The 26985-nt window shown below is 62.1% G+C and carries 23 protein-coding genes and 1 pseudogene; 18 read left to right on the top strand and 6 right to left on the bottom strand.

From position 1 onward, the window contains the following. The first annotated feature begins 3 nt into the window (after positions 1–3). The 4 genes from purH (at position 4) to CAF79_RS26195 (ending at position 6598) form a co-directional block, all read left to right on the top strand. On the top strand, positions 4–1611 hold the full coding sequence (gene purH, locus CAF79_RS26180) for a bifunctional phosphoribosylaminoimidazolecarboxamide formyltransferase/IMP cyclohydrolase (RefSeq protein ID WP_085700986.1): 1608 nt from the start codon (positions 4–6) through the stop codon (positions 1609–1611). Between the two features lie 155 nt (positions 1612–1766). Then, on the top strand, positions 1767–3059 hold the full coding sequence (gene purD, locus CAF79_RS26185; protein ID WP_085700987.1) for a phosphoribosylamine--glycine ligase: 1293 nt from the start codon (positions 1767–1769) through the stop codon (positions 3057–3059). Between the two features lie 102 nt (positions 3060–3161). Beyond that, entirely contained in the window at positions 3162–5939 is a 2778-nt protein-coding gene (locus CAF79_RS26190) for a hybrid sensor histidine kinase/response regulator (protein ID WP_085700988.1), read from the top strand. Positions 5940–6001: 62 nt separating this feature from the next. Further along, a complete protein-coding gene (locus CAF79_RS26195; protein WP_085700989.1) occupies positions 6002–6598 on the top strand; it encodes a MarC family protein in 597 nt (198 codons plus the stop codon). A 100-nt stretch (positions 6599–6698) separates the two neighbouring features. On the opposite strand, the gene CAF79_RS26200 is transcribed toward CAF79_RS26195, so the two are convergent. Further along, positions 6699–7361 (bottom strand): hypothetical protein, encoded by a 663-nt coding sequence (locus CAF79_RS26200; protein ID WP_085700990.1) that lies wholly within the window; start codon positions 7359–7361, stop codon positions 6699–6701. Positions 7362–7418: 57 nt separating this feature from the next. Further along, the gene (locus tag CAF79_RS26205; protein WP_085700991.1) at positions 7419–8237 is read right to left on the bottom strand and encodes a hypothetical protein; all 819 of its coding nucleotides are present in this window, start codon (positions 8235–8237) and stop codon (positions 7419–7421) included. Positions 8238–8468: 231 nt separating this feature from the next. On the opposite strand from CAF79_RS26205, the gene CAF79_RS26210 reads away from it, so the two are divergent. Further along, entirely contained in the window at positions 8469–9119 is a 651-nt protein-coding gene (locus CAF79_RS26210; protein WP_085700992.1) for a hypothetical protein, read from the top strand. A gap of 87 nt (positions 9120–9206) precedes the next feature. Here CAF79_RS26210 and cobJ read toward each other — a convergent pair whose 3' ends face one another. The 4 genes and pseudogenes from cobJ to cobG all read right to left on the bottom strand — a co-directional run. Next, positions 9207–10910, bottom strand: coding sequence for a precorrin-3B C(17)-methyltransferase (gene cobJ / locus CAF79_RS26215; RefSeq protein WP_085700993.1), 1704 nt, complete (start codon positions 10908–10910; stop codon positions 9207–9209). Then, complete coding sequence (locus tag CAF79_RS26220; protein ID WP_371917944.1) at positions 10910–11644, bottom strand: precorrin-2 C(20)-methyltransferase; 735 nt, start codon at positions 11642–11644, stop codon at positions 10910–10912. Before CAF79_RS26220 ends, cobJ begins: the two co-directional genes overlap by 1 nt. After that, positions 11641–12267 carry a precorrin-8X methylmutase gene (locus CAF79_RS29355; protein WP_218191889.1) on the bottom strand — a complete coding sequence of 209 codons (627 nt, stop codon included), beginning with the start codon at positions 12265–12267 and terminating at the stop codon, positions 11641–11643. Before CAF79_RS29355 ends, CAF79_RS26220 begins: the two co-directional genes overlap by 4 nt. Then, positions 12268–13557 (bottom strand): annotated as a pseudogene (gene cobG, locus CAF79_RS26225) (precorrin-3B synthase); the annotation flags it as partial. It abuts the gene before it with no gap. A 144-nt stretch (positions 13558–13701) separates the two neighbouring features. Between cobG and cbiE the strand changes: the two are divergent. The 13 genes from cbiE (at position 13702) to urtA (ending at position 26905) form a co-directional block, all read left to right on the top strand. After that, positions 13702–14913, top strand: a complete 1212-nt coding sequence (gene cbiE / locus CAF79_RS26230; protein WP_085700996.1) for a precorrin-6y C5,15-methyltransferase (decarboxylating) subunit CbiE — start codon at positions 13702–13704, stop codon at positions 14911–14913. After that, positions 14906–16003, top strand: a complete 1098-nt coding sequence (locus CAF79_RS26235) for a cobalt-precorrin-5B (C(1))-methyltransferase (protein WP_085700997.1) — start codon at positions 14906–14908, stop codon at positions 16001–16003. The genes cbiE and CAF79_RS26235 overlap by 8 nt, the downstream gene beginning before the upstream one ends. After that, complete coding sequence (locus CAF79_RS26240) at positions 16000–16728, top strand: cobalt-precorrin-6A reductase (protein WP_085700998.1); 729 nt, start codon at positions 16000–16002, stop codon at positions 16726–16728. The genes CAF79_RS26235 and CAF79_RS26240 overlap by 4 nt, the downstream gene beginning before the upstream one ends. A gap of 257 nt (positions 16729–16985) precedes the next feature. Further along, entirely contained in the window at positions 16986–17276 is a 291-nt protein-coding gene (locus CAF79_RS26245) for an addiction module antidote protein (RefSeq protein ID WP_085700999.1), read from the top strand. A gap of 97 nt (positions 17277–17373) precedes the next feature. Continuing rightward, positions 17374–17775, top strand: coding sequence for a DUF2946 domain-containing protein (locus tag CAF79_RS26250; RefSeq protein WP_085701000.1), 402 nt, complete (start codon positions 17374–17376; stop codon positions 17773–17775). Between the two features lie 48 nt (positions 17776–17823). Further along, positions 17824–18303: a copper chaperone PCu(A)C gene (locus CAF79_RS26255; protein ID WP_085701001.1), complete on the top strand. Its 480-nt coding sequence runs from the start codon at positions 17824–17826 to the stop codon at positions 18301–18303. A 21-nt stretch (positions 18304–18324) separates the two neighbouring features. After that, a complete protein-coding gene (locus CAF79_RS26260; protein WP_085701002.1) occupies positions 18325–18771 on the top strand; it encodes a DUF2946 domain-containing protein in 447 nt (148 codons plus the stop codon). 84 nt (positions 18772–18855) lie between these two features. After that, a complete protein-coding gene (locus CAF79_RS26265; protein ID WP_085701003.1) occupies positions 18856–20976 on the top strand; it encodes a TonB-dependent copper receptor in 2121 nt (706 codons plus the stop codon). Positions 20977–21123: 147 nt separating this feature from the next. Beyond that, entirely contained in the window at positions 21124–22503 is a 1380-nt protein-coding gene (locus tag CAF79_RS26270; protein WP_085701004.1) for a PepSY domain-containing protein, read from the top strand. 191 nt (positions 22504–22694) lie between these two features. Next, positions 22695–23483: an ABC transporter ATP-binding protein gene (locus CAF79_RS26275; RefSeq protein ID WP_085701005.1), complete on the top strand. Its 789-nt coding sequence runs from the start codon at positions 22695–22697 to the stop codon at positions 23481–23483. Continuing rightward, positions 23480–24427, top strand: a complete 948-nt coding sequence (locus CAF79_RS26280; protein WP_085701006.1) for an ABC transporter substrate-binding protein — start codon at positions 23480–23482, stop codon at positions 24425–24427. The genes CAF79_RS26275 and CAF79_RS26280 overlap by 4 nt, the downstream gene beginning before the upstream one ends. Then, a complete protein-coding gene (locus CAF79_RS26285; protein ID WP_085701007.1) occupies positions 24424–25434 on the top strand; it encodes an iron ABC transporter permease in 1011 nt (336 codons plus the stop codon). The genes CAF79_RS26280 and CAF79_RS26285 overlap by 4 nt, the downstream gene beginning before the upstream one ends. A 205-nt stretch (positions 25435–25639) precedes the next feature. Beyond that, on the top strand, positions 25640–26905 hold the full coding sequence (urtA, locus tag CAF79_RS26290; RefSeq protein WP_085701008.1) for an urea ABC transporter substrate-binding protein: 1266 nt from the start codon (positions 25640–25642) through the stop codon (positions 26903–26905). Positions 26906–26985 lie beyond the last annotated feature (80 nt).

The raw sequence follows: 26985 nt of genomic DNA on the forward strand, positions 1-26985 counted from the left end.
GAGATGACCGACCAGACTACCCGCCTGCCGATCCGCCGCGCCTTGATCAGTGTTTCCGACAAGACCGGGATCCTCGAATTCGCCAGGGAGCTGGAAGCCCTGGGCGTGGAAATCCTTTCCACCGGCGGGACCTTCAAACTGCTGCAGGACAACGGCGTGGCCGCAGTGGAAGTCGCGGATTACACCGGTTTCGCAGAGATGATGGACGGTCGGGTGAAAACCCTGCACCCGAAAATCCACGGCGGGATCCTCGGTCGTCGCGGTATCGACGACGCGATCATGAACGAGCACGGCATCAAGCCGATCGACCTGGTAGCCGTCAACCTGTACCCGTTCGAAGCCACCATCAGCAAGCCAGGCTGCGACCTGCCGACCGCCATCGAGAACATCGACATTGGCGGCCCGACCATGGTCCGTTCGGCGGCGAAAAACCATAAAGACGTGGCCATCGTGGTGAATGCCAGCGACTACGCCAACGTTCTGGAAAACCTCAAGGCCGGTGGCCTGACCTACGCTCAGCGTTTTGACCTGATGCTCAAGGCGTTCGAACACACCGCCGCCTACGACGGCATGATCGCTAACTACATGGGCACCGTGAACCAGGCTGCCGACACCCTGAGCACCGAAGACCGCAGCGAATTCCCGCGCACCTTCAACAGCCAGTTCATCAAGGCCCAGGAAATGCGCTACGGCGAGAACCCGCACCAGAGCGCGGCGTTCTACGTTGAGGGCAAGCCTGCCGAAGTCGGCATTGCCACCGCCACCCAACTGCAAGGCAAAGAACTGTCGTACAACAACGTGGCCGACACCGACGCCGCGCTGGAATGCGTGAAGAGCTTCGTCAAACCGGCCTGCGTGATCGTCAAGCACGCCAACCCGTGCGGCGTGGCCGTAAGCCCGGAAGCCGAAGGCGGTATCCGTCAGGCCTACGAACTGGCCTACGCCACTGACACCGAATCGGCGTTCGGCGGCATCATCGCCTTCAACCGTGAACTGGATGCCGAGACCGCCAAGGCAATCGTCGAGCGTCAGTTCGTTGAAGTGATCATCGCCCCGAGCGTCAGCGAAGAAGCCCGCGCCATCGTCGCCGCCAAGGCCAACGTGCGTCTGCTGGCCTGCGGCCAGTGGTCCGCCGATCGCGTTCCGGCCTGGGACTACAAGCGCGTCAACGGCGGCCTGCTGGTACAGAGCCGCGACATCGGCATGATCGGCGCCGACGACCTGAAAGTGGTGACCAAGCGCGCCCCGACCGAGCAGGAAATCAATGACCTGATCTTCGCCTGGAAAGTGGCCAAGTTCGTCAAATCCAACGCCATCGTCTACGCCAAGAACCGTCAGACCATCGGTGTCGGCGCTGGCCAGATGAGCCGCGTGAACTCGGCACGTATCGCTGCGATCAAGGCTGAGCACGCCGGTCTGCAAGTGGCCGGTTCGGTGATGGCATCCGATGCGTTCTTCCCGTTCCGCGACGGCCTGGACAATGCGGCCAAGGTCGGTATCACGGCGGTGATCCAGCCGGGTGGTTCGATGCGTGATGCTGAAGTGATTGCTGCTGCCGACGAAGCCGGCATCGCTATGGTATTCACCGGCATGCGCCACTTCCGCCACTAAGTACACGATCCACTGTGGGAGCGAGCTTGCTCGCGAAGACGGCGGCACATTCAATTCAGATGTGACTGAAAATCCGCTTTCGCGAGCAAGCTCGCTCCCACAGAAAAGCGCCCCAGCGGCGCTCAACAGAATTAGCGTCATCCGAGGTTTTTGAAATGAATGTTTTGATCATTGGCAGCGGTGGCCGCGAACACGCACTGGCCTGGAAAGTGGCTCAGGATCCGCGTGTGCAGAAAGTTTTCGTCGCGCCGGGCAACGCCGGCACCGCGATTGAAGCCAAGTGCGAAAACGTCGCGATCGACGTGCTGGCCCTTGAGCAGCTTGCTGACTTTGCCGAGAAAAACGTTTCCCTGACCATCGTCGGTCCGGAAGTGCCGCTGGTGGCCGGCGTCGTCGACCTGTTCCGCTCTCGTGGCCTGGACTGCTTCGGTCCGACCGCCGGTGCCGCGCAGCTGGAAGGCTCCAAAGCCTTCACCAAGGACTTCCTCGCGCGCCACAAAATCCCGACCGCCGACTACCAGAACTTCACCGAGATCGAGCCGGCGCTGGCTTATCTGCGTGAAAAAGGCGCACCGATCGTGATCAAGGCCGACGGCCTGGCCGCCGGTAAAGGCGTGATCGTTGCCATGACCCTGGCCGAAGCCGAAGACGCCGTGCGTGACATGCTCGCCGGCAACTCCTTTGGCGATGCCGGCTCACGTGTCGTCATCGAAGAATTCCTCGACGGCGAAGAAGCCAGTTTCATCGTCATGGTCGACGGCAAGAACGTCCTGCCGATGGCCACCAGCCAGGACCACAAACGCGTCGGCGACGGCGACAGCGGCCCGAACACCGGCGGCATGGGTGCCTACTCCCCTGCTCCGGTGGTTACCGCCGACGTGCACCAGCGCGTGATGGACCAGGTGATCTGGCCAACCGTGCGCGGCATGGCCGATGAAGGCAACGTCTACACCGGTTTCCTGTACGCCGGTCTGATGATCGACAAGGCCGGCAATCCGAAGGTCATCGAGTTCAACTGCCGCTTCGGCGACCCGGAAACCCAGCCGGTGATGCTGCGTCTGCAATCGAGCCTGGTGCTGCTGGTCGAAGCGGCACTGGCTCAGGCGCTGGACAAGGTTGAAGCGCAGTGGGATCCACGTCCGAGCGTCGGCATCGTGCTGGCCGCCGGCGGTTACCCGGGCGACTACGCCAAGGGCGCACCGATCAACGGTCTGGACGCAGCCGCCGCACTGGAAGGCAAGGTCTTCCACGCCGGTACCGCGCTCAAGGACGGCAACGTGGTGACGGCCGGTGGGCGGGTGCTGTGCGCCACCGCCATGGGCGCCAGCGTCGGTGCCGCCCAGGAGCAGGCCTACAAACTGGCCAAGGCCATCGACTGGGAAGGCTGCTTCTACCGCACCGACATTGGCTACCGCGCCATTGCCCGTGAACGCGGCGAATCCCGGTAATAAGCTACGCTGTGTTTCCGGCAGGGGCTCAACGCCCCTGCCGGACTGTTCCGACGCTGCGCATCGTTATATTCTGGCATCAACCTACGAAGGGATTTCGCCGTGCGCTGGCTCAGGATTGCCATAGGCTTCACTGTCACGCTGTTGACCATGCTCTGCATGCTGCCGGCCCAGGCCGCGCAAGGCAGTGGCTGGTCGGTATTGCTTGACGATCAGGGCAACCTCCAACTGAGCGATATCCGCTCCGCCCGCTACACCAATCAATTCAGTCCTATCGAGCTTGACCGCCTGACCGCGGCCGAACCCGATGGCGCCTTGTGGCTGCGCTTCAGACTGGCACCCGGCAAGCACGAACAAGTGCTGCGGATTTTCGCCCCCGACCTGTCGCACCTCAATCTGTATGTCCTCGACGGCGACCGCCTGATCGAACAGCGCGACACCGGCACCACCCAGCCCCAGGTGGAGCGACCGCTGCCGAGCAGCGACTTCATGCTGCCGTTGCCGCAGAGCGACAAACCCCTCGACGTTTACCTGCGACTGGTTTCCGATCACCAGTTGCGCCCGTACATCACCCTGCAGTCGGCGGTGATGGCCGCGGCCAATCACAATCAGACGCTGATCTACGGCCTGCTCTTCGGCTGTCTGGCGATGCTGATCCTGCACAACCTGATCCGCTACGCCTACACCCGCTCGCGCAGCAGCCTGTGGCTCGCAGTGTGTGAGGGCCTGTTGAGCCTGAGCCTGTTGCTGTTGCTCAACCTCCTCGGTCCGTGGCTGCCGAACTGGCACGCGATCCAGACTCCCGGTGCCTACCTGGCTTTGCTGCTGACCGCACCCGCGGGCCTGATGTTCGCCTACCGTTTCTTCGCTCCGCTCGGCCCGCATCCGCTGAACAAGCTGCTGATCGGCGACATCCTGTTCATCGTGATCTGCAGCCTGCTGCTATTGTTCGTCAACACCCTGCCGCTGAACATCATCACCTACGCGCTGGTGGCCCTGGCCGGGCTGAGCATGTTGCTGGTGGGTTTCTATCACTGGCAGAAAGGCTACCGCCCTGCCCGGTTGTTCGTTGCCGCGATGGTGGTGTTCAACATCGGCACGTTGATCATCCTTCCGGCCTTGCTGGGGCTGACCCTGGTGGCGCCGCAGGGCTTGATCATGGTCCTGACGGGGTTTATCTGCATCAGTGGCCTGTTGATGAGCATCGCTCTCGGCGAACGTCAGCGCAGCATCACCGAAAGCCGTTTCAGCATCAGCCGCGACCTCGCCGCGAGCAACGCCGAGATCAATGCCAAGGCCGAATTCCTGGCCAAGATCAGCCACGAAATCCGCACGCCGATGAATGGCGTACTGGGCATGACCGAGCTGCTGCTCGGCACGCCGCTGTCGGTCAAACAACGCGACTACGTGCAGACCATCCACAGCGCCGGCAACGAACTGCTGACCCTGATCAACGAGATCCTCGACATCTCGCGGCTCGAGTCCGGGCAGATCGAACTGGACGACGTGCAGTTCGACCTCAACGCGCTGATCGACGATTGCCTGAGCATCTACCGCGCCAAGGCCGAGCAACAGAACGTCGAACTGATCAGCTTCATCCAGCCGCAAGTGCCACGGGTCATCAGCGGCGACCCGACGCGTCTGCGCCAGACGTTGCTGAGCCTGCTGGAAAACGCCCTGAAGAAAACCGAAGAAGGCGAAGTGCTGGTGGTGGTCGCCCTCGACGAACGCAGCACCGGGCCACGTCTGCGCATTGCCGTTCAGGACAGCGGCCAGCCCATGGATCAGGAAGAGCGCGACGCACTGATGCATGCCGAGCTGCACAGCAAGCACTTCCTGTCGGCCAACCGCCTGGGCGGCAATCTCGGGCTGGTGATCGCCCGCCAATTGATCCGTTTGATGCAGGGCGAATTCGGCATCAAGAGCGGCGCCAACCAAGGCAGTACGCTGTGGCTGACCCTGCCGCTGGACCCTGATCGCCTGGAGCACCCGACCTCGGACCTCGACAGCCCGCTGCAAGGCGCGCGCGTGCTGGTGGTTGACGACAACGACACCTGCCGCAAGGTGCTGGTGCAGCAATGCAGCGCCTGGGGCCTGAACGTCAGCGCCGTGCCGTCGGGCAAGGAAGCATTGGCCTTGCTGCGCACCAAGGCGCACCTTCGTGATTACTTCGACGTGGTCCTGCTGGACCAGAACATGCCCGGCATGACCGGTATGCAACTGGCGGCCAAGATCAAGGAAGACCCGAGCCTGAACCACGACATCCTGCTGATCATGCTCACCGGCATCAGCAATGCGCCGAGCAAGATCATCGCACGCAACTCGGGGATCAAGCGCATCCTGGCCAAACCGGTGGCCGGCTACACCCTCAAGACCACGCTGGCCGACGAACTGAACCAGCGCAACCGTGGCCAGGTAGTGTTTCAGCCGCAGCCGGCCAGTCCCGCAGCGCCGGTCAAGGTGCCAAGCGATTTCCGCATTCTGGTGGCCGAAGACAACACGATTTCGACCAAGGTCATCCGCGGCATGCTTGGCAAACTCAACCTGCAGCCCGACACCGCCAGCAATGGCGAAGAGGCCTTGCAGGCGATGAAAGCCCAGCGCTACGACCTGGTATTGATGGACTGCGAAATGCCGATCCTCGACGGATTCTCCGCCACCCAGCAACTGCGGGCCTGGGAAGTCGGCAATCAGCGCACCCGTACGCCGATCGTCGCGCTGACCGCGCACATCCTCGCCGAACACAAGGAGCGTGCGCGTCAGGCCGGGATGGACGGGCACATGGCCAAACCGTTGGAGCTGTCGCAACTGCGCGAGCTGATCGAGCACTGGGTGGCCCAGCGTGATCAACAGAACCGCGCAACAACTCAACCGTCGTAAGCCGACAGACCCGATAGCGCCTGATAGACTGCCCACGACTTTCCCGCCAGCGAGCCCGCGCCATGCTCCACGTGTTATTCAGCGTTTACCTGAAGATGCTGGTGCTCTACAGCCCGTTCTTCGTGTTGTCCTGCTTTATCAGCCTGACCCGCGGTTATTCGCGCAAGGAACAACGTCGCCTGGCGTGGAAAGTGGCGATTGCCACACTGGTATCCAGCGTCCTGCTTTATCTGTTCGGCCGAGTGATTTTCGACGTATTCGGCATTACCGTGGACGCATTCCGTATCGGTGCCGGCAGCGTGCTGTTCATCTCAGCGCTGGGGATGGCCCAGGGCAAGTCTGCGGTACAAGCCGATAACGTGCAGCAGGACGTAACCATAGTCCCGCTGACCATCCCCCTGACGGTTGGCCCCGGGACCATCGGTGCGCTCCTGGTGATGGGCGTGAGCCAGCCCCATTGGGACGACAAGCTCACAGCGATCCTCAGTATCGCGCTGGCCAGCTTCACGGTGGGCGTAGTGCTGTACCTGTCGAACCGCATCGAGCGGATCCTCGGAGACCAGGGTTTGCAGATTGTCAGCCGACTGATGGGGTTGTTTGTCTGTGCCTTGGCGGCCCAGATCATATTTACCGGCATCAAGGGCTATCTGGTGCCCTGAATCTGGCGTCATGCAAAATCCAGACAACCAGACCATTCGGATAAAACGAAAAAGTCGTGAACTTGCCGTTCACGACTACGTGCCCGCACCTGACCTGTTTTCACACTGGACCCGAAAACACGCCGATTTCGATGTACGCGGGTTGCGGCTCCTGGGCCAGCCATTCGATCGTGTCTTGCCGGAATGCTTCAAACTGATCCCGATTGAAACGCGCCGCATAAGTAAGACGAGTAGCTCGTCGACCAGAATCCGGCGACACCTTCCCTTTTCCGGATTGTTCCGAAGTGTTGAACGACACGGAAACGATGCTAAGAATCCCATCGTCTTCAACGATCCCGACCATTGCCCTGAGCCACGACGTCTGAGCGTCACTCACCAGGCAATGCTGGCTAAATCGCTCGGGCAATTCACCACTTCTGGTGACTGAAGCCAGCGCCTCCAATGCAGCCGAGATCACCGCAGCCTGGTGACCAGGCAATCGCAATTCAGCCACATGCCCGATAGCGGCCCTTGCTGAAAGAAATTGCCCTTTGATCAATGGCACCTGATCCATCTCATGAGCAAACAGACTCCAGCCACAGGAAGTCAGCATCTCTGAGTGGGTACCAAACCATTGTTCGTCGTTCAGCTCTCCCGGAAAATCCTCGTCCGCCGCCAGCGTGGCGAAAGCTACCGTATCCAGCACATCTTTTTTAATGGCGGGGGACAGCGCCTGCGATACAGCCAGAACGACACCCGCGTTTACATATAACGAGTAAGTCATCTGTTTAACTCCGCAACAAGGCTGGCGATCACATTCGCCAGCCTTCGCAACCATTGGTTATTTTTTCTTGCGTCGTTCAAAACGCTTGCTCAGTGCCGCCTTGAAGTGCTCGCCCAGGTACTCCTCCAGGTCAGCCTTCAATTCCGAATAACGCAGAGGATTGAAGGTGAGATAGGCACTGCCGCGAAAGATTCTCCGCCCAGAGGTTTTCCAGTTGAAAAACAGCGGCGAAGTTTCACTTTCACTTCCTGAGCTATCTATCGACGACAGGGAAGTCAGAATAATACCGTTCGCCAGTTGGTCGCACGGCAAGACCGCCATTCTGACGCCTTTGTCTTTGGTCACTTCGCGATTATAAAGATTGATAGCCTCGGGCTCTTTCTTCAAGGAGTCGAGTGTTGTATCAACGATTGCCGAAAGTGCTGTAGCACCTGGAATTGCAGCTTTCGCAGCCGCAATACCGGATTTAACGATATCCACTACGACGTTATCCATCGTCAGTGTCGCAGCGTTCTTTTCATAAACCGTGTAGCCGGAATCCGCAACGAAACACCCCAGGTCATCCATACACTGCAAGAATGCGTGGTACCACTGTTCCGGATTATTCCCAGGCACCTCGAAACTCGCTTCGAGTTTGGCGAACTTGATCAGATTCTCGATAATTGCCATGTTCTCAAGGGTAATATTTTCGCCATAACCCACCAGCGCGTTCGCCAGAACAACTGCATCAAGCTCCTTGGTCGGACTGGTCGGATCAACCGTGAAAAAGGCCCTGGCACGAGCAGTGCCCATGACTTCAGCACCCAACTCCAGACGCTTGGCGATACGTGCCTTTACCAACGACACACATTGTTCGCTGTTTTTTGTATTTTCCATCACAACTCCAACTCCATAAACCAGTAATGTTTTTTTTGTGCTCACTGTTCAAGCGCAAACAAAACTAACTGACGAACAACCAAACGAACACCCTCAACTTAATTCAACATATTAACTTTCACGCGCCACTCTAAAAAACCAAAATACTTACAAATACTGCATTTCAAACACCGTCCGGAGCTTGCAAGATACACCGCACATTGAAAATGCCATTTGACAACCGAGAACACGATGAACAATGAGACTCCAATTGGCGCACTCACTCAACACAACATTATTTCTTGCATCGACAACTTGTCGCTTCAAGACTATAACGACCTGACTGACTGTACCCGCGTCGCCACCCGTTCAGCCGACATGGCCCACAACCGCTATTCCGATTCTGAAGTCTGGCTGGAAGAATATTTACGCACGTTAATGTATCTGGGCTGGAAGCTTCATCAGGGTACTGTCACGACCAGAACAACGACAGTGCTTGATGGAAGCATCGCCGACTTTCTGGTACTCAGCGCAGAGAAAATGAATGATGTCCGTCAGGCCAGCGCAATGATGGACACTCTGGATGCCCTGAAACCCGACAAACCCGCATTACTTTCGCTCGATAACGAGAGCCATAGAGGCCGGCGCTTTCAAGTTGCACCCACTCGGTATGACTCAAACGGCGACCTGCACCTGGCCATTTTCAATATTGAGCTGGTTGCCAGCGTCGAGCAGAACAGTTTCCTGTTTTGGTCCTGGAGCAAAAATTCTGCAAAGCTCATTCAGCGCAGTGCGTTTCTTAAACTCAATCGAAGCGAACTCAACGCACAAAGAAGGCAAATGGAAGCCGCACTTTCAAAGATTACCGCGAGCCGTTTTGCATTGAGGAAATCGCAGCAATAAACCTGCAGGCAATAACCGACAAGGCCGCGAATATTCAATTCGCGGCCTTGTCGGTTATTGCCTGGCGTTCCCTGGAAGCCAGGGGCATCAGCCTGCCGGCTTTTCCCCGTACCAGCGCGGCGTATACACCCACTCCCGGCCGTCGGCACGCGGGAAGGTGCAAGTGGTGGATGAGCCGATCAACACCATGGTGCGCATGTCCACCTGATCCGGGGTCAGCGCTCCCAATGTTGTCACCCGCAGTGTCTGCCCTGGCCGGCCGATATCGCGCCCCAATACCACCGGCGTTTCCGGCGTGCGGTGTTGCGCGACGATTTCCAGCGCTCGCCCCAGTTGCCAAGGGCGGGCACGGGAGATCGGGTTGTAGAACGCCAGCGCCAGATCCGCTTCGGCCGCCAGATCCAGGCGTTTCTCGATGATCGACCACGGCTTGAGGTTGTCCGACAGCGACATCACGCAGAAATCGTGACCCAGCGGTGCACCCGCCTGAGCAGCGGTGGCGAGTGACGCGGAAACACCCGGCAGGATCTCCAGGTCGACGCTGTGCCATGCCGGATCCGTCGACTCGTGCAACGCTTCGAGTACCGCCGCCGCCATGGCGAACACGCCCGGATCACCCGATGAAACGACAATCACCGAACGGCCCTCGGCGGCCAGCCTGAAGGCATGACGGGCACGCTGCATTTCTTCGCGGTTATCGGTGCAATGCTGCACCTGATCATCGCGGAACGGGCCGGCCATGCGTACGTAGGTTTCGTAGCCGAGCACATCGGTGGCGCGTGCCAGTTCGGCTTTCACCGCCGGCACCATCAGCTCTGCCGCACCCGGACCGAGGCCGATGACCGCCAGACGACCGCGCGGGCGCCCGATCCGCGAAACGTCCAGCGGCTGTCCGGCCACGGCGATGGCAAGGTCTTGGGATGTCGTGATGATTCGAGCGTCGGGGACGGCGTCGCGAGCCAGCTCACCGATGTCACTGGCCGGCGCGACAAAGCGCAACGGCACCGCCAGTTCAAGCGCTGCCTCACGCAAGACCGGGCTGGCCATCTGAACATCAGCCGCCACCAGACAGGCCAGCGATTGAATCGCCACACCGGCCTGCTGCAACGCCTCGCGAATTGCGCGCGGCAGATCGGTCACTTCTGAACCGACCACCACCGCTACGCTGCGCGGATAAATCAGCAACTCACTGGCGCTCGCCGCGCGGGCATCGCTGCTCACATGAATCGAGCGCTGCGCGTGTGGATCCTCCGGCAGCTGCGCCTGCTCAAGCCACGGCGCCTCGCCATCAATGCGCACGCTGTGGCCGGCGAGCAAGTCGGAGACAAAGCGCTTGCCCTGCTCAAGATCACCAAGCGCGTAACCGCCCGGCGGGTTGAGCAGACAGGTGCCGAAACGCAACTCGCCGCTGGTGGTGATCGCCGCAGCGACTTCAAGCGCTGCTGCAATCTCGCGGGCCATGACATTCACCCCGCCGAGGCCGCCGAGCAACGGCACCACGGCGCTGCCGTCTTCAGCGACGGCGAGCACTGGTGGCTCGACGCCTTTCTCCAGCAACAGCGGCGCCAGGGTGCGGATGACAATGCCGGCCGCGCACAGGGCAATGATCGGCGTGTCCTGTTGATACAGCTCACGCAGGGTCGCACCGAATTCGCTGTAGGTCAGGTCGGCGCCTTCGACGCGCCCTTTCAGTCCATGAATCTGTGCAGCCGGATAGACCTGCTGCAGGCGACGGGCCGTGGCCAGCGCGCCCTGGCCGAGAATGACGATGGCCGGTGTGGAATGGGTCATCAGCCTTGCCACCGTTCGCCGGGAACAATGATCAGCGAGAAGTACGGCGACGACATCGGCTCGACCTCATCCAGCGGCACGATCTTCTGGTTGGCCATGGTCGCGCGCTCGACGTACAGCGCACGCCCGGCCAGGCCCAACTCGCCCAACACCTCACGCACTTTTGGAAAGTTGCGTCCCAGCTTCATGATCACCGCCGCGTCGGCATCGGCCAGGCGACGCTTGAGCTCGTCATGAGGCAGCACGCCGGACAGCACCGACAGACTCTGATTGCGATACACCAGCGGCGCGCCCAGCACCGATGCGCCGCCGAGCATCGAGCAGACGCCCGGCACCACTTCGGCTTCGTAACGGCTGGCAAGACGATCGTGCAGGTACATGTAGGAGCCGTAGAAGAACGGATCACCTTCGCAGATCACCGCCACATCGCGACCGGCATCCAGATGCGCGGCCACTTCCTCTGCCGCGTCATCGTAGAAATCACTGATCACCTGCTCGTAGGACAGTGGCGCCGGCAGCACTTCGGTGGTCACCGGGTACACCAGCGGCAGCAGGTTCTGCGCGTCCTGCAGGTGCGCTTCGATAATGCCGAATGCGTTGCCCTTCTTGCCCTTGGCCACGAAGTACGCCACCACCGGCGATTCGCGCAGCAGACGCAGGGCCTTGACGGTAATCAGTTCAGGATCACCCGGGCCGACGCCCAGACCAATCAAACGTCCTTGAGCCTGCATCATTCGATCTCCGTGGCGAGGGCATTGACCGCAGCGGCGGCCATGGCGCTACCGCCAAGGCGGCCCTGCATGATCACGAACGGCACGCCACGGCTGTTGGCGACCAGCTCGGCCTTGGATTCGGCAGCGCCGACGAAGCCGACCGGGAAGCCGAGGATCAGCGCCGGTTTCGGCGCGCCGGCGTCGAGCATTTCCAGCAGATAAAACAGCGCAGTCGGCGCGTTGCCGATCACCACCACGCTGCCCGCCAGATGCGGACGCCACAGTTCCAGAGCGGCAGCGGAGCGAGTATTGCCCAGCTCACGCGCCAGCTCCGGCACGCTGTCGTCGCGCAGGGTGCAGATCACTTCGTTGTTGGCCGGCAGGCGCGCACGGGTCACGCCCTCGGAGACCATCCGCGCATCGCACAGGATCGGCGCGCCAGCGGCCAGCGCATCACGCCCCGCCTTGCCGGCTCCTTCGGAAAATTGCAGCCCGTCGATGGCCTCGACCATGCCGCAGGCGTGGATCACCCGCACCGCGAGTTTTTCCAGGTCGGCCGGGATGCGCGCGAGGTTGGCCTCGCGGCGAATGATCGCGAAGGAATTGCGATAGATCTCCTGACCGTCGCGGATGTAATCAAGCATCAAGGGGCTCCGTGAGCGGGCGGCGAGCAGTTTCGCGGCCGCTTCGATAGTAAGGTTGTGAGCGTGCAGCGCGCCGAAACCCGGCAGCGCTGCATCGCGGAAATAGAGATCGTAGTGACCGGGGCCGACCGCCAGCAGCGTGACCGGGGCACGGTGTGCAGCAGCGCAGGAGCGCGGGCAGCCGGACAGGTGCACATCCACGGCGTGTGGCAACAGTGCAGCCAGCAGGCGGGCATCGTGTTTGGTGTCGGCCAGGCCTTTGCCGCAGCCGTTGGCGCCGGTGCAGGCGATCAGGTGCGACAGCGGGTCTTCGACATGGGTCAGCAGGTTCAGCCTGGCCAATTTGTCGAGCACTTGAACCGCATCGGTTTCCCGCACATCGGGCAGCAACAGACTCTGCCAAGGGGTGAAACGCAAGCTGCCATCGCCGAAGGTTCTGGCCAGTTGCGCAGCGCCACGCAGCATGTCCGGATCGAGCCGGCCGAGTGCCGGTGCAGCACCGACATAGACCTGACCGGCCGAGAGTTGAGGATGAATGCCGAGGTGCAAACCTTCGGGTCCGGCTTCGCGCTGCCAATCAATGGCGGCTTGCAGTTTGATCCGCTGACCGAGTTTTTCGAGGAACACCGGCGCCGCGCATTCATCCAGCAGATGACGCATTCGCGTCTGCTCCGGCCGGGCCAGATCGAGGAACAGCTCCAGCACCGCAACCACCAGCGCATGCCCATCCGCCAGCGCCACGGCAGCCAGCGGCCGGTCCGTCGGACAACCCGCCAGACCGAACGCCAACAGCGTGTCTTCACCGCTTTTGAATGCCGACAGCCACAAGTCATGGGGATGTTCGAGCATCGCCAGCGCTTCACCGCCGTCCAGTTGCACGGCGAACTTGGCGCTCAGTTCATGGAAGCGCGGATGGCTTTGCAAAGTCTCGAGGATCTGCCCGGCCAATGGACGGGTATCGAAGCGCATCTGCCGGTCGATGCCGGCAGCCGGGCTGAGCATCAGGTTGCGCACATCGTCGCCCGCCGGGGTTCGTGGCCCGAGACCGGCGGCCAGCAGGCTGTCGATCAGCGCGGCGGACTGATCGCCGATGCCACGAATCTGCAGATTGCCCCGGTTGGTCGCCTCGATCGCCCCGCCGGCAAATCGCTCGGCGGCATTGGCCACCGCATCGGCCTGATCGGCCGTGATCGAACCGCCATCGAGCTTGATCCGGCAGATCCCGCCATCCAGCGCCTGGACGATACGCAGCAACCCCGGGCAGGCCGAGGGGCGTATGGCGTTGGACATCGGGCGTTCGTTCAAGGGCTGGCAGCTCTGTGGGAAAGGCGCTTCGCGGACGAAGGCGCGGTATTATGCCTGCTTTGTCCGACGGCATGAAAAGTCTGCCCGTCGGAACGGCGCGTTTGCGGACACTTTTTTGAGGGACTACAGATGTCACCCTGGCTGACAGTAGTAGGAATCGGTGAAGACGGCTTCAAGGGCCTGGGCAAGAATGCCCGGCGCGCCCTGATGGGCGCTTCGCGGATCATCGGCGGTCAGCGTCAGCTGGATCTGTTGCCGGTGTGCATCCGTGGCGAGCGCCAGTTGTGGCCGAGCCCGTTTTCCCTGGCCCCGGTGCTTGAGCGCCGTGGCGAAGCGGTGTGCGTGCTGGCCAGCGGTGATCCGATGTTCTACGGCGTTGGCGCGAGTCTGGCGCGTCAGGTTCCGGGGGCCGAGATGCTGGTCCTGCCGGCGCCGTCTTCGTGCTCGCTGGCAGCAGCCCGACTGGGCTGGCCGTTGCAGGACGTCAGCGTACTGTCGCTGGTGGCTCGCCCGCTGGCGGCCCTCAATAGTCAGTTGTCCAGCGGCGTGCGCCTGTTGCTGCTGAGCAATGACGGCCAAAGCCCGGCAGCGGTTGCGGCATTGCTGCGCGAACGTGGATTCGGCGCCAGTCGCCTTAGTGTTCTGGAACATCTGGGCGGCAACGCCGAGCGCCGGATCGACGGCACCGCCAACGACTGGAACGATCCGCGCGTTGCCGACCTCAACGTGATCGCCATCGAATGCCTGGCCGATCCGCAGACACCTCGCCTGTCCCGCCTGGCCGGCCTGCCGGACTCCGCCTTTCGGCATGACGGCCAACTGACCAAACGCGACGTGCGCGCAATCACCCTCGCTCGCCTCGCCCCGACACCGGGCGAATTGCTGTGGGACGTCGGCGCCGGTAGCGGCTCGATCGGTATCGAGTGGATGCGCGCTCACCCGAGCTGCCGTGCGCTGGCCATCGAGGCCGATGACGGTCGCCAGCAGCTGATCGAACACAACCGCGATGCGCTGGGGGTTCCCGGCCTGCAACTGATTCGCGGCAGTGCTCCTCAGGCCCTCGCAGGACTGGAGCGTCCGGACGCGATTTTCATTGGCGGCGGCGTCACCCGCGACGGCGTGCTCGACACCTGCTGGGAACAACTCAAACCTGGCGGCCGACTGGTCGCCAACGCCGTGACCCTGCAAAGCGAAATGACTTTGATGAACTGGCGCGAACGCCATGGCGGTGAGTTGACCCGCATCCACATTGCCCAGGCGCAGCCGCTGGGCGAGTTCGACACCTGGCGCCAGGCGTTGCCGATCACCCTGCTCGATCTGGTCAAACCCTTCGATGCGTGACGAAACCGCCGAGCAACCCGCGCCCCTGCGCAGCGGCCTGACCACCGGCAGTTGCGCCACGGCCACCAGCCTCGCCGCGGCTCGCCTGCTGCTCGGCGGCCCATCGGCCGACGCCGTGCAGATCGCGTTGCCCAAGGGCAAGCAGGTGCAGATGCGCCTGGAGTTCTGCCGGCTGACCGAGAACGGCGCTGAAGCCGGAACCCTCAAGGATGCCGGTGACGACCCGGACGTGACGCACGGCGCCCTGCTTTACTCCCGCGTGCAACTGACAGCCGAGCCGGGAATCCGCTTCATTGCCGGTAAAGGCGTCGGCACCGTGACTCGCCCGGGGCTGGTGCTGGCCGTCGGCGAACCGGCGATCAACCCGGTACCGCGCAAGATGATCAGCGATCACCTGACCCTGCTCGCCGAAGAAACCGGCTATCGCGGCGGCTTCGAGGTAACGGTCAACGTCGAGGGCGGCGAAGCCCTGGCGCTGAAAACCATGAACCCGCGCCTGGGCATTCTCGGTGGCCTGTCGATCCTCGGCACCAGCGGCATCGTCCGGCCGTTTTCCTGCGCGGCCTACATCGCCTCGATTCATCAAGGCATCGACGTCGCGAAAACCAACGGCTACCTGCACATCGCCGCCTGCACCGGCAACGCCAGCGAAGACACCATGCGCCGGGTTTACGACCTGCCGGAAATCGCCCTGATCGAAATGGGCGACTTCGTCGGCGCCGTGCTCAAGCATCTGCGCAAAGTGCCTGTGGATAAACTCAGCCTGTGCGGCGGCTTCGGCAAGATCAGCAAGCTGGCGGCCGGGCACATGGACCTGCACTCGCGTCATTCGAGCATCGACCTGCCACAACTGGCCGAGTGGGCGGCGGCGATTGGCGCTGACGACGCGTTGCAGCAAGCCATTCGCGGGGCGAACACCAGCCAGCAGGCGTTGGCGATGGCCAGTGCGGCGGGTGTTGCGCTGGGTGATGAGGTCTGCCGCCATGCTCTTGAATTTGCCCGCAGCGTGGTGCCGGCGCAGGTTCAGGTCGAAGTGTTTGCGATCGATCGTCAGGGCGGCATCGTCGGCCATGCGGGGGCTTTTGTATGAAACGGATTCTGTTGCTGGGCGGCGTGACTGAAGCGTTAGCCATCGCGCGCACCTTGGGGCCGGAACACATTTACAGCCTGGCCGGGGTGGGCCGGGTGCCGACCGATCTGACGTGTCAGGTGCGCGTCGGCGGCTACGGCGCAGCGGAAGGTCTGGCGCAGTTCATTCGCGACGAAGGCATCACGCTTTTGCTCGACGCCACCCATCCGTACGCCGCGCAAATCAGCCACAACGCCGCCACCGCTGCGCAACTCACCGGCATTCCCTGCTGGGCCCTGCGCCGCCCGGCGTGGCAACCACAGCCGGGCGATGACTGGCGCGAAGTTGCCGACTGGGCGGAACTGATCACCGCTCTCGCCCCGTTCCATCGCCCGCTGTTCACCCTTGGCCGCGAACCGCTGCAACACCTCGACGAAATCCCTGCGCACCAGTTCTGGACTCTTCGCGCCCTCGACGTCTACCCCGGCAACGAACGCTGCGAAGTCATCGGCGCCCGTGGACCGTTTCTGCTGGAGGATGAACGGGCGCTGTTCGAACGCCGGCAGATCGACGTGCTGATCAGCAAGAACAGCGGCAGCACCGCGACCGAGCCGAAGCTGGAAGTGGCACGGGAGCTTGGGGTGCCGGTGATGGTGTTGAAGCGGCCGGAGTTGGCGGGGGTTGATCGGGAATTTGCGACGGTGGATGAAGCCATCAGCGCACTCACCATCAACTTACAGCCCTGAGCCTTTTGCGCTCTTGAGTACGCCTTCGCGGGCAAGCCCGCTCCCACAGTGGTTAACGCCGATCACAAAACTGATGTCCAGCGCTAATCCTGTAGGAGCGGGCTTGCCCGCGATGGCGCCGGCTCTCACAGCGAAAAACTTGAGTCCTACCAGTCAATCGGACGCTACGCACAACAACTTAAAGCCCGACTGACTACCTGCAGCAGTCTCCCGAGCATACGTTTTGCAATATCAACCTGCCTCGGGACGCGATTCCAATGTTCGAAAAATTCACTCGCTTCGACGCTGCAGAGTTTCTTAAAACGCCGGAGGAAATGGCGGCTTACCTGGACGCCTGTTTTGACGAAGATGCTGGCGATGGCGTTCTTATCCGTGCAGCGCTTAATGACATTGCCCGTGCCCAAGGCATGACTCAGGTTGCACGAGATGCAGGCCTGGGTCGCGAAAGCCTTTATAAAGCGCTGAGCAGCACTGGAAATCCGGAATTCGCGACTATCATGAAAGTCATGAAGGCACTGGGTTTGCGGTTGCATGCCGTAGCAGGCTGAATCCTCTGCGACACCAAACCGCACGACGCTTTTTTACTTATCGGCCCTGATCAGGCTAAATAGCCGCGCCTGATCGCCCACCCTACGGATCTGTCCCATGAACCGACACCGGCTCGCATTTGCCTGGATCGCCTGCTTCGCAGTGCTGTTCAACATGCTTGCCATGCCGTTGACGGGAGCGATGGCACAGGCGGCGCAGACGCCGGCCGAGCAGTTGCTGTGGAGCAGTTTCTGCACCGGCAGCGGGACGAAGATGGTGGCGATCGACATCGGCAGCCTCGATCAGAAAGCGCCGCAGAGCGGTGACAGTCATTCGACCATGCAGCATTGCTGGTGCTGTTCCGGATCGGCGCCGGTGGTGGCGTTGCCGGGGCACTCGCCGCAGCTGTATTTCGCCCAATACGAAAGCAATCGCAGCGTGGCGCCCGCCTTGCTGCAAACTCCGACACCGCGCCAGCAATGGCCGAGCCTCAATCCCCGCGCGTCCCCTCTGGTTTGATTTGTTCCCGCATTTGACCTGCGTTTCAAATCGTTCTGGAGAACTGTCATGTTGAACAAATTCATCGTCATCGCTGCGCTGTTGCTGCCGGCGTGCTTCGCCCATGCCCACGAATACAAGGCCGGCGAGCTGGAAATCGCCCACCCGTGGTCGCAGGAACTGCCGCCGAACGCGCCAACCGTTGCCGCGTATTTCATCATTCACAACGCCGGCAAGACGGCTGACCGCCTGCTCAGCGTCGACTCGCCGATCGCCCCGACGGCCGAACTGCACGAGCACGTGATGCAGGGCGATCTGATGAAGATGCAACAGGTGCCGAACGTGGCCATCCCGGCCGGCGGAAACGTGACCTTCGCGCCGATGGCCTATCACGTGATGCTGATGAATCCGACCGACCGCAGCCTGCTGACTGACGGCAAGCGCTTCCCGCTGACGATGCACTTCGAGAAGGCCGGTGACGTGACCGTCGAAGTTGCCGTGCAGAAGAAGCCGTCGGAAGCCACGCAAGCCCACGCGCACGCCCAGTAACCGTTCCGGCAGACTCCGCCCATGCGCCCCCTGAGCGCCAGGCCCTCCCTGCAACGCCGTCAGACTGAACATCTGACACGCGGCAGCTGGATCGCCCTGTTCGCCATGTTGATGATCTTCATCGGCCCGCTGATTTCCCAGTCGATGCCGATGGATCAGCACGCCTCGACCTCCATGCCGATGAGCATGGACATGTCGATGGACATGCCGGGGATGGATCATTCCGGGCACGGTGCACAGCCCACCGCCGAACACTGTCCGTCACAATCCTCGCACCACGTGCTGTGGGAAAAATGCGGCTATTGCAGCCTGCTGTTCAATTGCCCGGCGCTGACTGGCGGCGGCAGCTTCGCCACTTTCAGCATTCCTCTCGTCAACACCTTCACCCCACCCTCCCCGCGTCTGGGCCATGCCCGGCAGACCTTCTTCCCCGGCGCCCGCACCCGCGCCCCGCCCGTCGCAGCGTAAACACCTGACTCTGATTGCACACGGTTGAGAAGACAGCTTCAGGCTGCCGGCCGTGTCGTTTACGACTGTTTGATGGAAATTGTCATGTCCAGGTTTTCTGCTGTCCCACGCTTGAGTTCTGCCCCGGCGTCCTTTGCCCTGAACGAGTCCCGTGTTCGTTTCAGGCACGCTGGCGCCGTCCTTTGCGGCGTCCTGCTGTCCCCGCTGGTCCATGCCGACGAACACGCCGGCCACGCTGACGAATTGAGCCCGACGGTGATCACCGCCATCGCCCCGAGCTCGCCGCTGACCATCGTCACCAATCCGAAAGACCCGCGCCAACCAGTGCCGGCCAGCGATGGCGGCGACTACCTGAAGACCATTCCCGGCTTCGCCCTGGTGCGCAACGGCGGCACCAACGGTGATCCGGTATTGCGCGGCATGTTCGGTTCGCGCCTGAACATCCTCACCAACGGCAGCATGATGCTCGGTGCGTGCCCCGGCCGGATGGACGCGCCGACCTCGTACATTTCGCCCGAGACCTACGACAAGCTCACGGTGATCAAAGGCCCGCAAACCGTGCTCTACGGACCGGGCGCCTCGGCCGGCACGATCCTCTTCGACCGCGAGCCGGAAAGCTTCGGCGAACTCGGCACCCGCGTGAACGCCAGCGTACTGGCCGGCTCTCACGGACGCTTCGACAAAGTCGTCGATGCGGCAGCCGGCGGCTCGCTGGGCTACGTGCGGGTGATCGGCAACACAGCGCACTCCGACGATTACCGCGACGGCAACAACGACATCGTTGCCTCGCGCTATGACAAGTGGAACGGCGATGTAGCGGTGGGCTGGACCCCGGACGCCGACACCCTGATCGAGCTGACCGCCGGCAAGGGCGACGGTGAAGCACGCTACGCCGGACGCGGCATGGACGGCTCGCAATTCCTGCGCGAAAGCCTCGGTCTGCGCGTCGAGAAATCCAACATCACCGACGTGCTGGAGAAGCTCGAAGCCCAGGTCTACTACAACTACGCCGACCACGTGATGGACAACTACACCCTGCGCACGCCGTCCGGCACCGGGATGATGGCAGGGCCCATGGCGTCCAACGTCGACCGCCGCACCCTCGGCGCGCGGATCAAGGCGAGCTGGCGCTGGGCCGATATCCAGCTGATCACCGGCCTCGACGCGCAGACCAACGAACACCGTCAGCGCAGCGGCATGGGTATCGATACCTACAAGGATCAGCCGTTCACCAAGGACGCCGACTTCCATAACTACGGCGTGTTCAGCGAAATGACCTGGTACGCCGCCGACCGCGACCGGCTGATCACCGGCGCCCGGGTCGACCGCGCCTCGGCCAGGGATTTCCGGCAGACCACCGGCTCAGGAATGATGTCCCGGCCGAACCCGACCGCCGGCGATACCCGTGCCGACACCTTGCCGAGCGGCTTCATCCGTTACGAGCATGACCTCGCCGACAGCCCGACCACGCTCTACGCCGGTCTCGGCCACGCGCAACGGTTCCCGGATTACTGGGAGCTGTTTTCGCCCAAGTCCGGCCCGGCCGGCTCGGTCAATGCGTTCGATTCGATCAAGCCGGAAAAGACCACTCAGCTCGACTTCGGCGTGAACTACAAGAGCGCCGACCTCGAAGCCTGGGCCTCGGGCTACATCGGCCAGGTGCGCGACTACATCCTGTTCGACTACACCCCGGGGATGATGGGCATGAGCACTTCCCGCGCCGAGAACATCGACGCGCGGATCATGGGCGGTGAACTCGGTGCCGCTTACAAGCTCACCGACAACTGGAAAGCCGATGCGACCCTGGCCTACGCCTGGGGCAAGAACAGCAGCGACGGCAAGGCCCTGCCGCAGATGCCGCCGCTGGATGCCCGTTTCGGCCTGACCTACAGCGAAGATAACTGGAGCGCCGGCGCACTGTGGAGGGTGGTTGCCGCGCAAAACCGGATCGACCGGAACAAGGGCAACGTGGTCGGCAAGGATTACGACAAGAGTTCGGGCTTCGGCGTGTTCTCGCTCAACGGTGCCTACCGGATCAACAAAAACTGGAAGGTCAGTACTGGCGTCGACAACCTGTTCGGCAAGGCTTACGCCGAACACCTGAACCTGGCGGGCAACGCCGGGTTCGGCTACCCGGCCAACGACCCGCAAGCGATCAATGAGCCGGGGCGCACGCTCTGGACCAAGGTGGACATGAGTTTCTAACCCTTCCCCCTGTGGGAGCGAGCTTGCTCGCGAAGGCGGTGTATCAGGCGGCATTTATGTTGGATGTGCCGCCCCCTTCGCGAGCAAGCTCGCTCCCACAAGGGTTGCAGAACAACTAGAAGATCCAAGCCAAGCGGAGCACTCGTGATGAAACAGCCCAAACCGAATTTCTACAACCTGGCCTGGCGTTGGCATTTTTATGCCGGATTGTTCGTCGCGCCATTCATGGTGATGCTGGCCCTGACCGGCATCATTTACCTGTTCAAGCCGCAGCTCGATTCGCTGATGTACAGCAGCCTGCTGAACGTCCCCGCCGGGCATCACACGGTGCCGGCCGATGACTTGCTGCAAAAGGTCAAAAGCGCTTATCCACAAGGCCAGGTCACCCAGTACCTGCCACCCGTGAACGCCGAACGCAGCGCGCAATTCGTGGTGAAGAATGCCGGCCATGAGCTGAACGTGTTCGTCGATCCGTACCACGGCGACATCCTCGGCGAGCAGGATGCCAGGCAGAACCTGCAAGCCATCGCACGGGCGATCCATGGCGAACTGATGATCGGCACCGTCGGTGACCGACTGATCGAAATGGCCGCTGGCTGGGGCGTGGTGCTGGTGGTATCCGGGGTTTTCCTGTGGTGGCCGCGCGGTCAGGCCGCGGGGATTCTGTGGCCGCGCCTGAGCAGTCGCGGCCGCGTGCTGTGGCGTGACCTGCACGCGGTCACCGGTTTCTGGGGCGCGGCATTGCTGCTGGTGATGCTGCTCAGCGGCATGACCTGGACCGGCTTCTGGGGCAAGCAGTACGCCCAGGTGTGGAACGTGTTCCCGGCGGCGATGTGGGACAACATGCCGACCTCCGACGTCGAGGCCGGCAGCCTCAACAACGCCGCCCGCCAGACTGTGCCCTGGGCGATGGAAAACACTCCGATGCCGATGTCGGGCGACCACGCCGAACACATGGCCCACGGCGGCATGCAACACGGGCCGGCCGCACCGACCATCCGCCTGCAGGACGTGCAGAACATCGCCGTTGAGCGCCAGGTCGAGCCGGGCTACAGCATCACCCTGCCGACCACTGCCACCGGCGTATTCACCATCGCCGTGTTCGCCGACGACCCACGCAACGACGCGACCCTGCACATCGATCAGTACACCGGCAAGGTCCTCGCCGACGTGCGTTTCGAGCAATACGGCGCTGTTGCCCGCGCTACCGAGATCGGCGTGATGCTCCATGAAGGCAAGATGTTCGGCACCTTCAACCAGATCATCGTGCTGCTGATCTGCCTGATGATCCTGCTCAGTGCCGTCAGCGGCGTGGTGATCTGGTGGAAGCGCCGGCCACAGGGCAAGTTCGGCGTGCCGCCGCTGCGCCACGATCTGCCGAAGTGGAAAACCGGGGTGGCGATCATGCTGGTGCTGGCGGTGGTGTTTCCACTGGTGGGCGCTTCGCTGGTGGTGGTGTGGGTGCTGGATCGACTGCTGCTGTCGCGCCTGGGCCGACAAGCTGAATCTGCCTCAACTTCATCATGAGACTGGCGAGATGCAGGTTTCAGACAAGTCCTTAAACTGCCGGACCTGATATTCGGCCGATTTAAGTGTTACTGTATAACCAAATTTCAGCTCATTGCCCGCCGTCCACGCTGCGGGCTTTCTTTTGCGCTGACCGACTGCGGGCGATGGAACGGCCGGATTCACTTCATGGACTTCAAGCTGAACAACACATGACCTCACTGTCCCTCACCGATCTCGCCTGGTCACCCTTGGGCCACGATCACTGCCATCACCAGTTCCAGCTGCGTGACGCCTCGTTGCACGTGGCCGCCGGTGAGTTTGTCGGGCTGATCGGGCCCAATGGCAGCGGCAAGACCAGTCTGTTGCGCTGCGCCTATCGCTTCAGTCAGCCGGAACGCGGTGAGGTCAGACTCGATCACCACAACGTCTGGAAGCAATCTTCACGCTGGTGCGCGCAACGCATCGCCGTGGTTCTGCAGGAATTCCCGGATGCCTTCGGCCTGACCGTCGAAGAAGTGGTTGCCATGGGCCGCACGCCGCACAAAGGCCTGTTCGACGGCGACACGCTGGAAGACCGCCAGGTCGCCACCCAGGCCCTCAAATCGGTGGGACTCGATGGCTTCGAAGATCACGCCTTCGCCACGCTGTCCGGCGGCGAAAAACAACGGGTGATCCTGGCCCGCGCCCTGACCCAGCAACCGCAACTGCTGATCCTCGACGAGCCGACCAACCACCTCGACCCGCGCTATCAGCTGGAGCTTCTGCAACTGGTCAAGCGTTTGCAGATCGGCACGTTGGCGAGCATTCACGACCTGAACCTGGCCGCCGCATTCTGCGACCGGTTGTATGTGATCAACCACGGTCGCATCGTCGCCAGCGGCACGCCGCAACAAGTCCTGACCGTCGACCTGCTGCGCGACGTGTTCGGCGTCGAAGCATTGATCGATCCTCACCCCCTCCACGGCTACCCGCGAATCACCTGGATAACCCGACCATGACTGTGCGCTCCCTGCTTTGCCTCGCTCTGTTGCTGGGCACCACCCACGCCTTCGCCGAGGCCACCCGGTACCCGTTGACGATCCACAGCTGCAACCGCGAAGTGACCTTCAAGGAAGCGCCCAGACACGCGGTCAGCCACGACATCAACATGACCCAGATGATGCTCGCCCTCGGCCTCAAGTCGAAAATGGCCGGCTACAGCGGCGTGAGTGGCTGGAAGTCGGTGACACCGCAAATGCAGTCGCTGCTCGACGGTCTGCCGGAACTGGCAGCCAAGTACCCGTCGGTGGAAACCCTGCTCAACGCCAACGTCGATTTTTTCTTCGCCGGCTGGGATTACGGCATGCGCGTGGGTGGCGATCTCACGCCGCAGACCTTGCAACCGCTGGGCATCAACGTCTATGAGCTGACCGAATCCTGCGCCTTCGTGATGAAGCGACCGGCCGCCACGCTGGACGACACCTACAACGACCTGCGCAACCTCGGCAAAATCTTCGACGTGCAGGATCGCGCCAACGCGCTGATCGCTGACATGCAAAGTCAGGTTGCGGACATCCGCAAAGACCTGCCCGCCGAGAAACCGCGGGTGTTCCTGTACGACAGCGGCGAGGACCGCGCCATGACCTCCGGCCGCCTCGGCATGCCGCAAGCGCTGATCGACGCCGCTGGCGGGCGCAACGTTCTCGATGACGTCGAAGCGAGCTGGACCCGGGTCAACTGGGAAACCGTGGTCGAGCGCAATCCGCAGGTGATCGTGATCGTCGACTACAGCGAAATCACCGCCGAGCAGAAGATTGAATTCCTGCTCAAGAACAAGGCGCTGCAATCGGTGGACGCGATCAAGAACCAGCACTTCATCGTCATCCCTTACGTGCAGGCCACGCCGGGGATCGACAACGTGCTGGCGGTTGAAACCCTGGCCAAAGGGTTCCACGGCGAATGATCAATCGTGGTTACGGCTGGCTGCTGATTGCCCTCGGCGCGGTGCTGCTGGTGTCGTGCGTGGTGTCGCTGGGCTTCGGCCCGGCGCGGGTGCCGGTGGACGTGGTGTGGCGGATTCTGCTGCACAAGCTGTTCGGCCTCGGCGCGCCGGACTGGAGCGCTGGCCAGGAACACATCGTCTGGCTGATCCGCGTGCCGCGCATGCTGCTCGGTGCATTGGTCGGCGCCGGGCTGGCGTTGATCGGCGCGGTGCTGCAAGCGGTGACGCGCAATCCGCTGGCCGATCCTCATCTGCTCGGCGTCACTTCCGGTGCCACGCTCGGTGCAGTGATCGTGGTGCTGCACGTCGGTGAAATCGTCGGCCTGCTGACTTTGCCGATCGCCGCGTTCATTGGCGCATTGTTGAGCATGTTTCTGGTGCTGGGCATCGCCAGCCGGCAGGGTCGGCTGGACAGTGATCGTCTGCTGCTGTGCGGCGTGGCGGTGTCGTTCGTGATGATGGCGATCGCCAATCTGCTGCTGTTCATGGGCGATCACCGGGCCAGTTCGGCAGTGATGTTCTGGATGCTCGGCGGCCTCGGTCTGGCACGCTGGGAATTGTTGGCCGTGCCGGCGCTGAGCGTGTTGCTCGGCCTGATTCTGCTGATCGGCATGGCCCGTCCGCTGAACGCCTTGATGGCCGGCGAACAGACCGCCGTCACCCTCGGCCTGAATGCCCGGGCGGTGCGTCTGCGGGTGTTCGTGATCGCTTCGCTGATGACCGGGGTGCTGGTATCGATCAGCGGCTCCATCGGTTTTGTCGGGCTGATGGTGCCGCACATTGCCCGGCGCCTGATCGGTGCCGAGCATCGGCGTCTGCTGCCGGTGTGCGTGTTGCTCGGCAGCGTTTTCCTCGTCTGGGTGGACGTCGCCGCACGCACACTGATTGCCCCGGAAGACCTGCCCATCGGCGTTGCCACCGCAGCCCTCGGCGGCCTGTTTTTCATCGGCCTGATGCGCCGCCGGTGAATCCTCCGGGTGCGCCCCAATCTGGCGCACCTCGTTGCACCTTTGCATGCAACACGTCCCCTCATGGTGCGCCGCCTTCGAGCGCGACCGCTCTAAACCGACATTTCCCTGCCCAAACCCGACCGGGCACAGCCCTTGCAAAACCCCCTTCAGTCGTTCGCATCTGCCAACCATAAAAAACTTTAACGTTCATGGAGATCGCACAATGAAGCGTCGCAGTTTGATCAAGGCTTTCACACTCACGGCATCCATTGCCGCGATGGGCATGACCTGGACCGTACAGGCCGCCGAGACCATCAAGGTCGGGATTCTGCATTCGTTGTCCGGCACCATGGCGATCTCCGAAACATCGCTCAAGGACATGGCGTTGATGACCATCGACGAGATCAACGCCAAGGGCGGGGTGAACGGCAAGATGCTGGAGCCGGTGGTGGTCGACCCGGCGTCGAACTGGCCGCTGTTCGCGGAAAAGGGTCGGCAGTTGCTGACCCAGGACAAGGTCGCGGTGGTGTTCGGTTGCTGGACTTCGGTGTCGCGCAAATCGGTGCTGCCGGTGTTCGAAGAACTCAACGGCCTGCTGTTCTATCCGGTGCAATACGAAGGTGAAGAGATGTCGCCGAACGTGTTCTACACCGGCGCCGCGCCAAACCAGCAAGCGATCCCGGCGGTTGAATACCTGATGAGCGAAGAAGGCGGCAGCGCCAAGCGTTTCTTCCTGCTCGGCACCGACTATGTGTACCCGCGCACCACCAACAAGATCCTGCGTTCGTTCCTGCACTCCAAAGGCGTCGCTGATAAGGACATCGAAGAGGTCTACACCCCGTTCGGCCACAGCGACTATCAAACCATCGTCGCCAACATCAAAAAATTCTCGGCCGGCGGCAAGACCGCTGTGATCTCCACCGTCAACGGCGACTCCAACGTGCCGTTCTACAAAGAGCTGGCCAACCAGGGCCTGAAAGCCACCGAAGTACCGGTGGTGGCGTTCTCGGTGGGCGAAGAAGAACTGCGCGGCATCGACACCAAGCCGCTGGTGGGCAACCTCGCGGCGTGGAACTACTTCGAGTCGGTGGAGAACCCGGTGAACAAGAAGTTCGTCGATGACTGGAAAGCCTACGCGAAGAAACACAACCTGCCGGGCGCCGACAAAGCGGTGACCAACGACCCGATGGAAGCCACTTACGTCGGCATCCACATGTGGGCGCAGGCGGCCGAGAAAGCCAAATCCACTGACGTCGACAAGGTCCGCGAAGCCCTCGGCGGCCAGACCTTCGCCGCGCCGTCCGGCTACACCCTGACCATGGACAAGACCAATCACCACCTGCACAAACCGGTGATGATCGGCGAGATCCAGAGCGACGGTCAGTTCAACGTCGTGTGGCAGACCGAGGGGCCGATTCGGGCGCAGCCGTGGAGCCCGTTCATTCCGGGTAACGACAAGAAGCCGGATTATGCGGTGAAGAGCAACTGAGTTAACCCGCTCAACCTGATCGTTCCCACGTCGAGGCGTCGAACCGTCTGCGTGGGAATGCCTCAATGGACGCTCTGCGT

It is taken from the genome of Pseudomonas sp. B26(2017) (genome assembly GCF_002113045.1).
Classification (GTDB): domain Bacteria; phylum Pseudomonadota; class Gammaproteobacteria; order Pseudomonadales; family Pseudomonadaceae; genus Aquipseudomonas.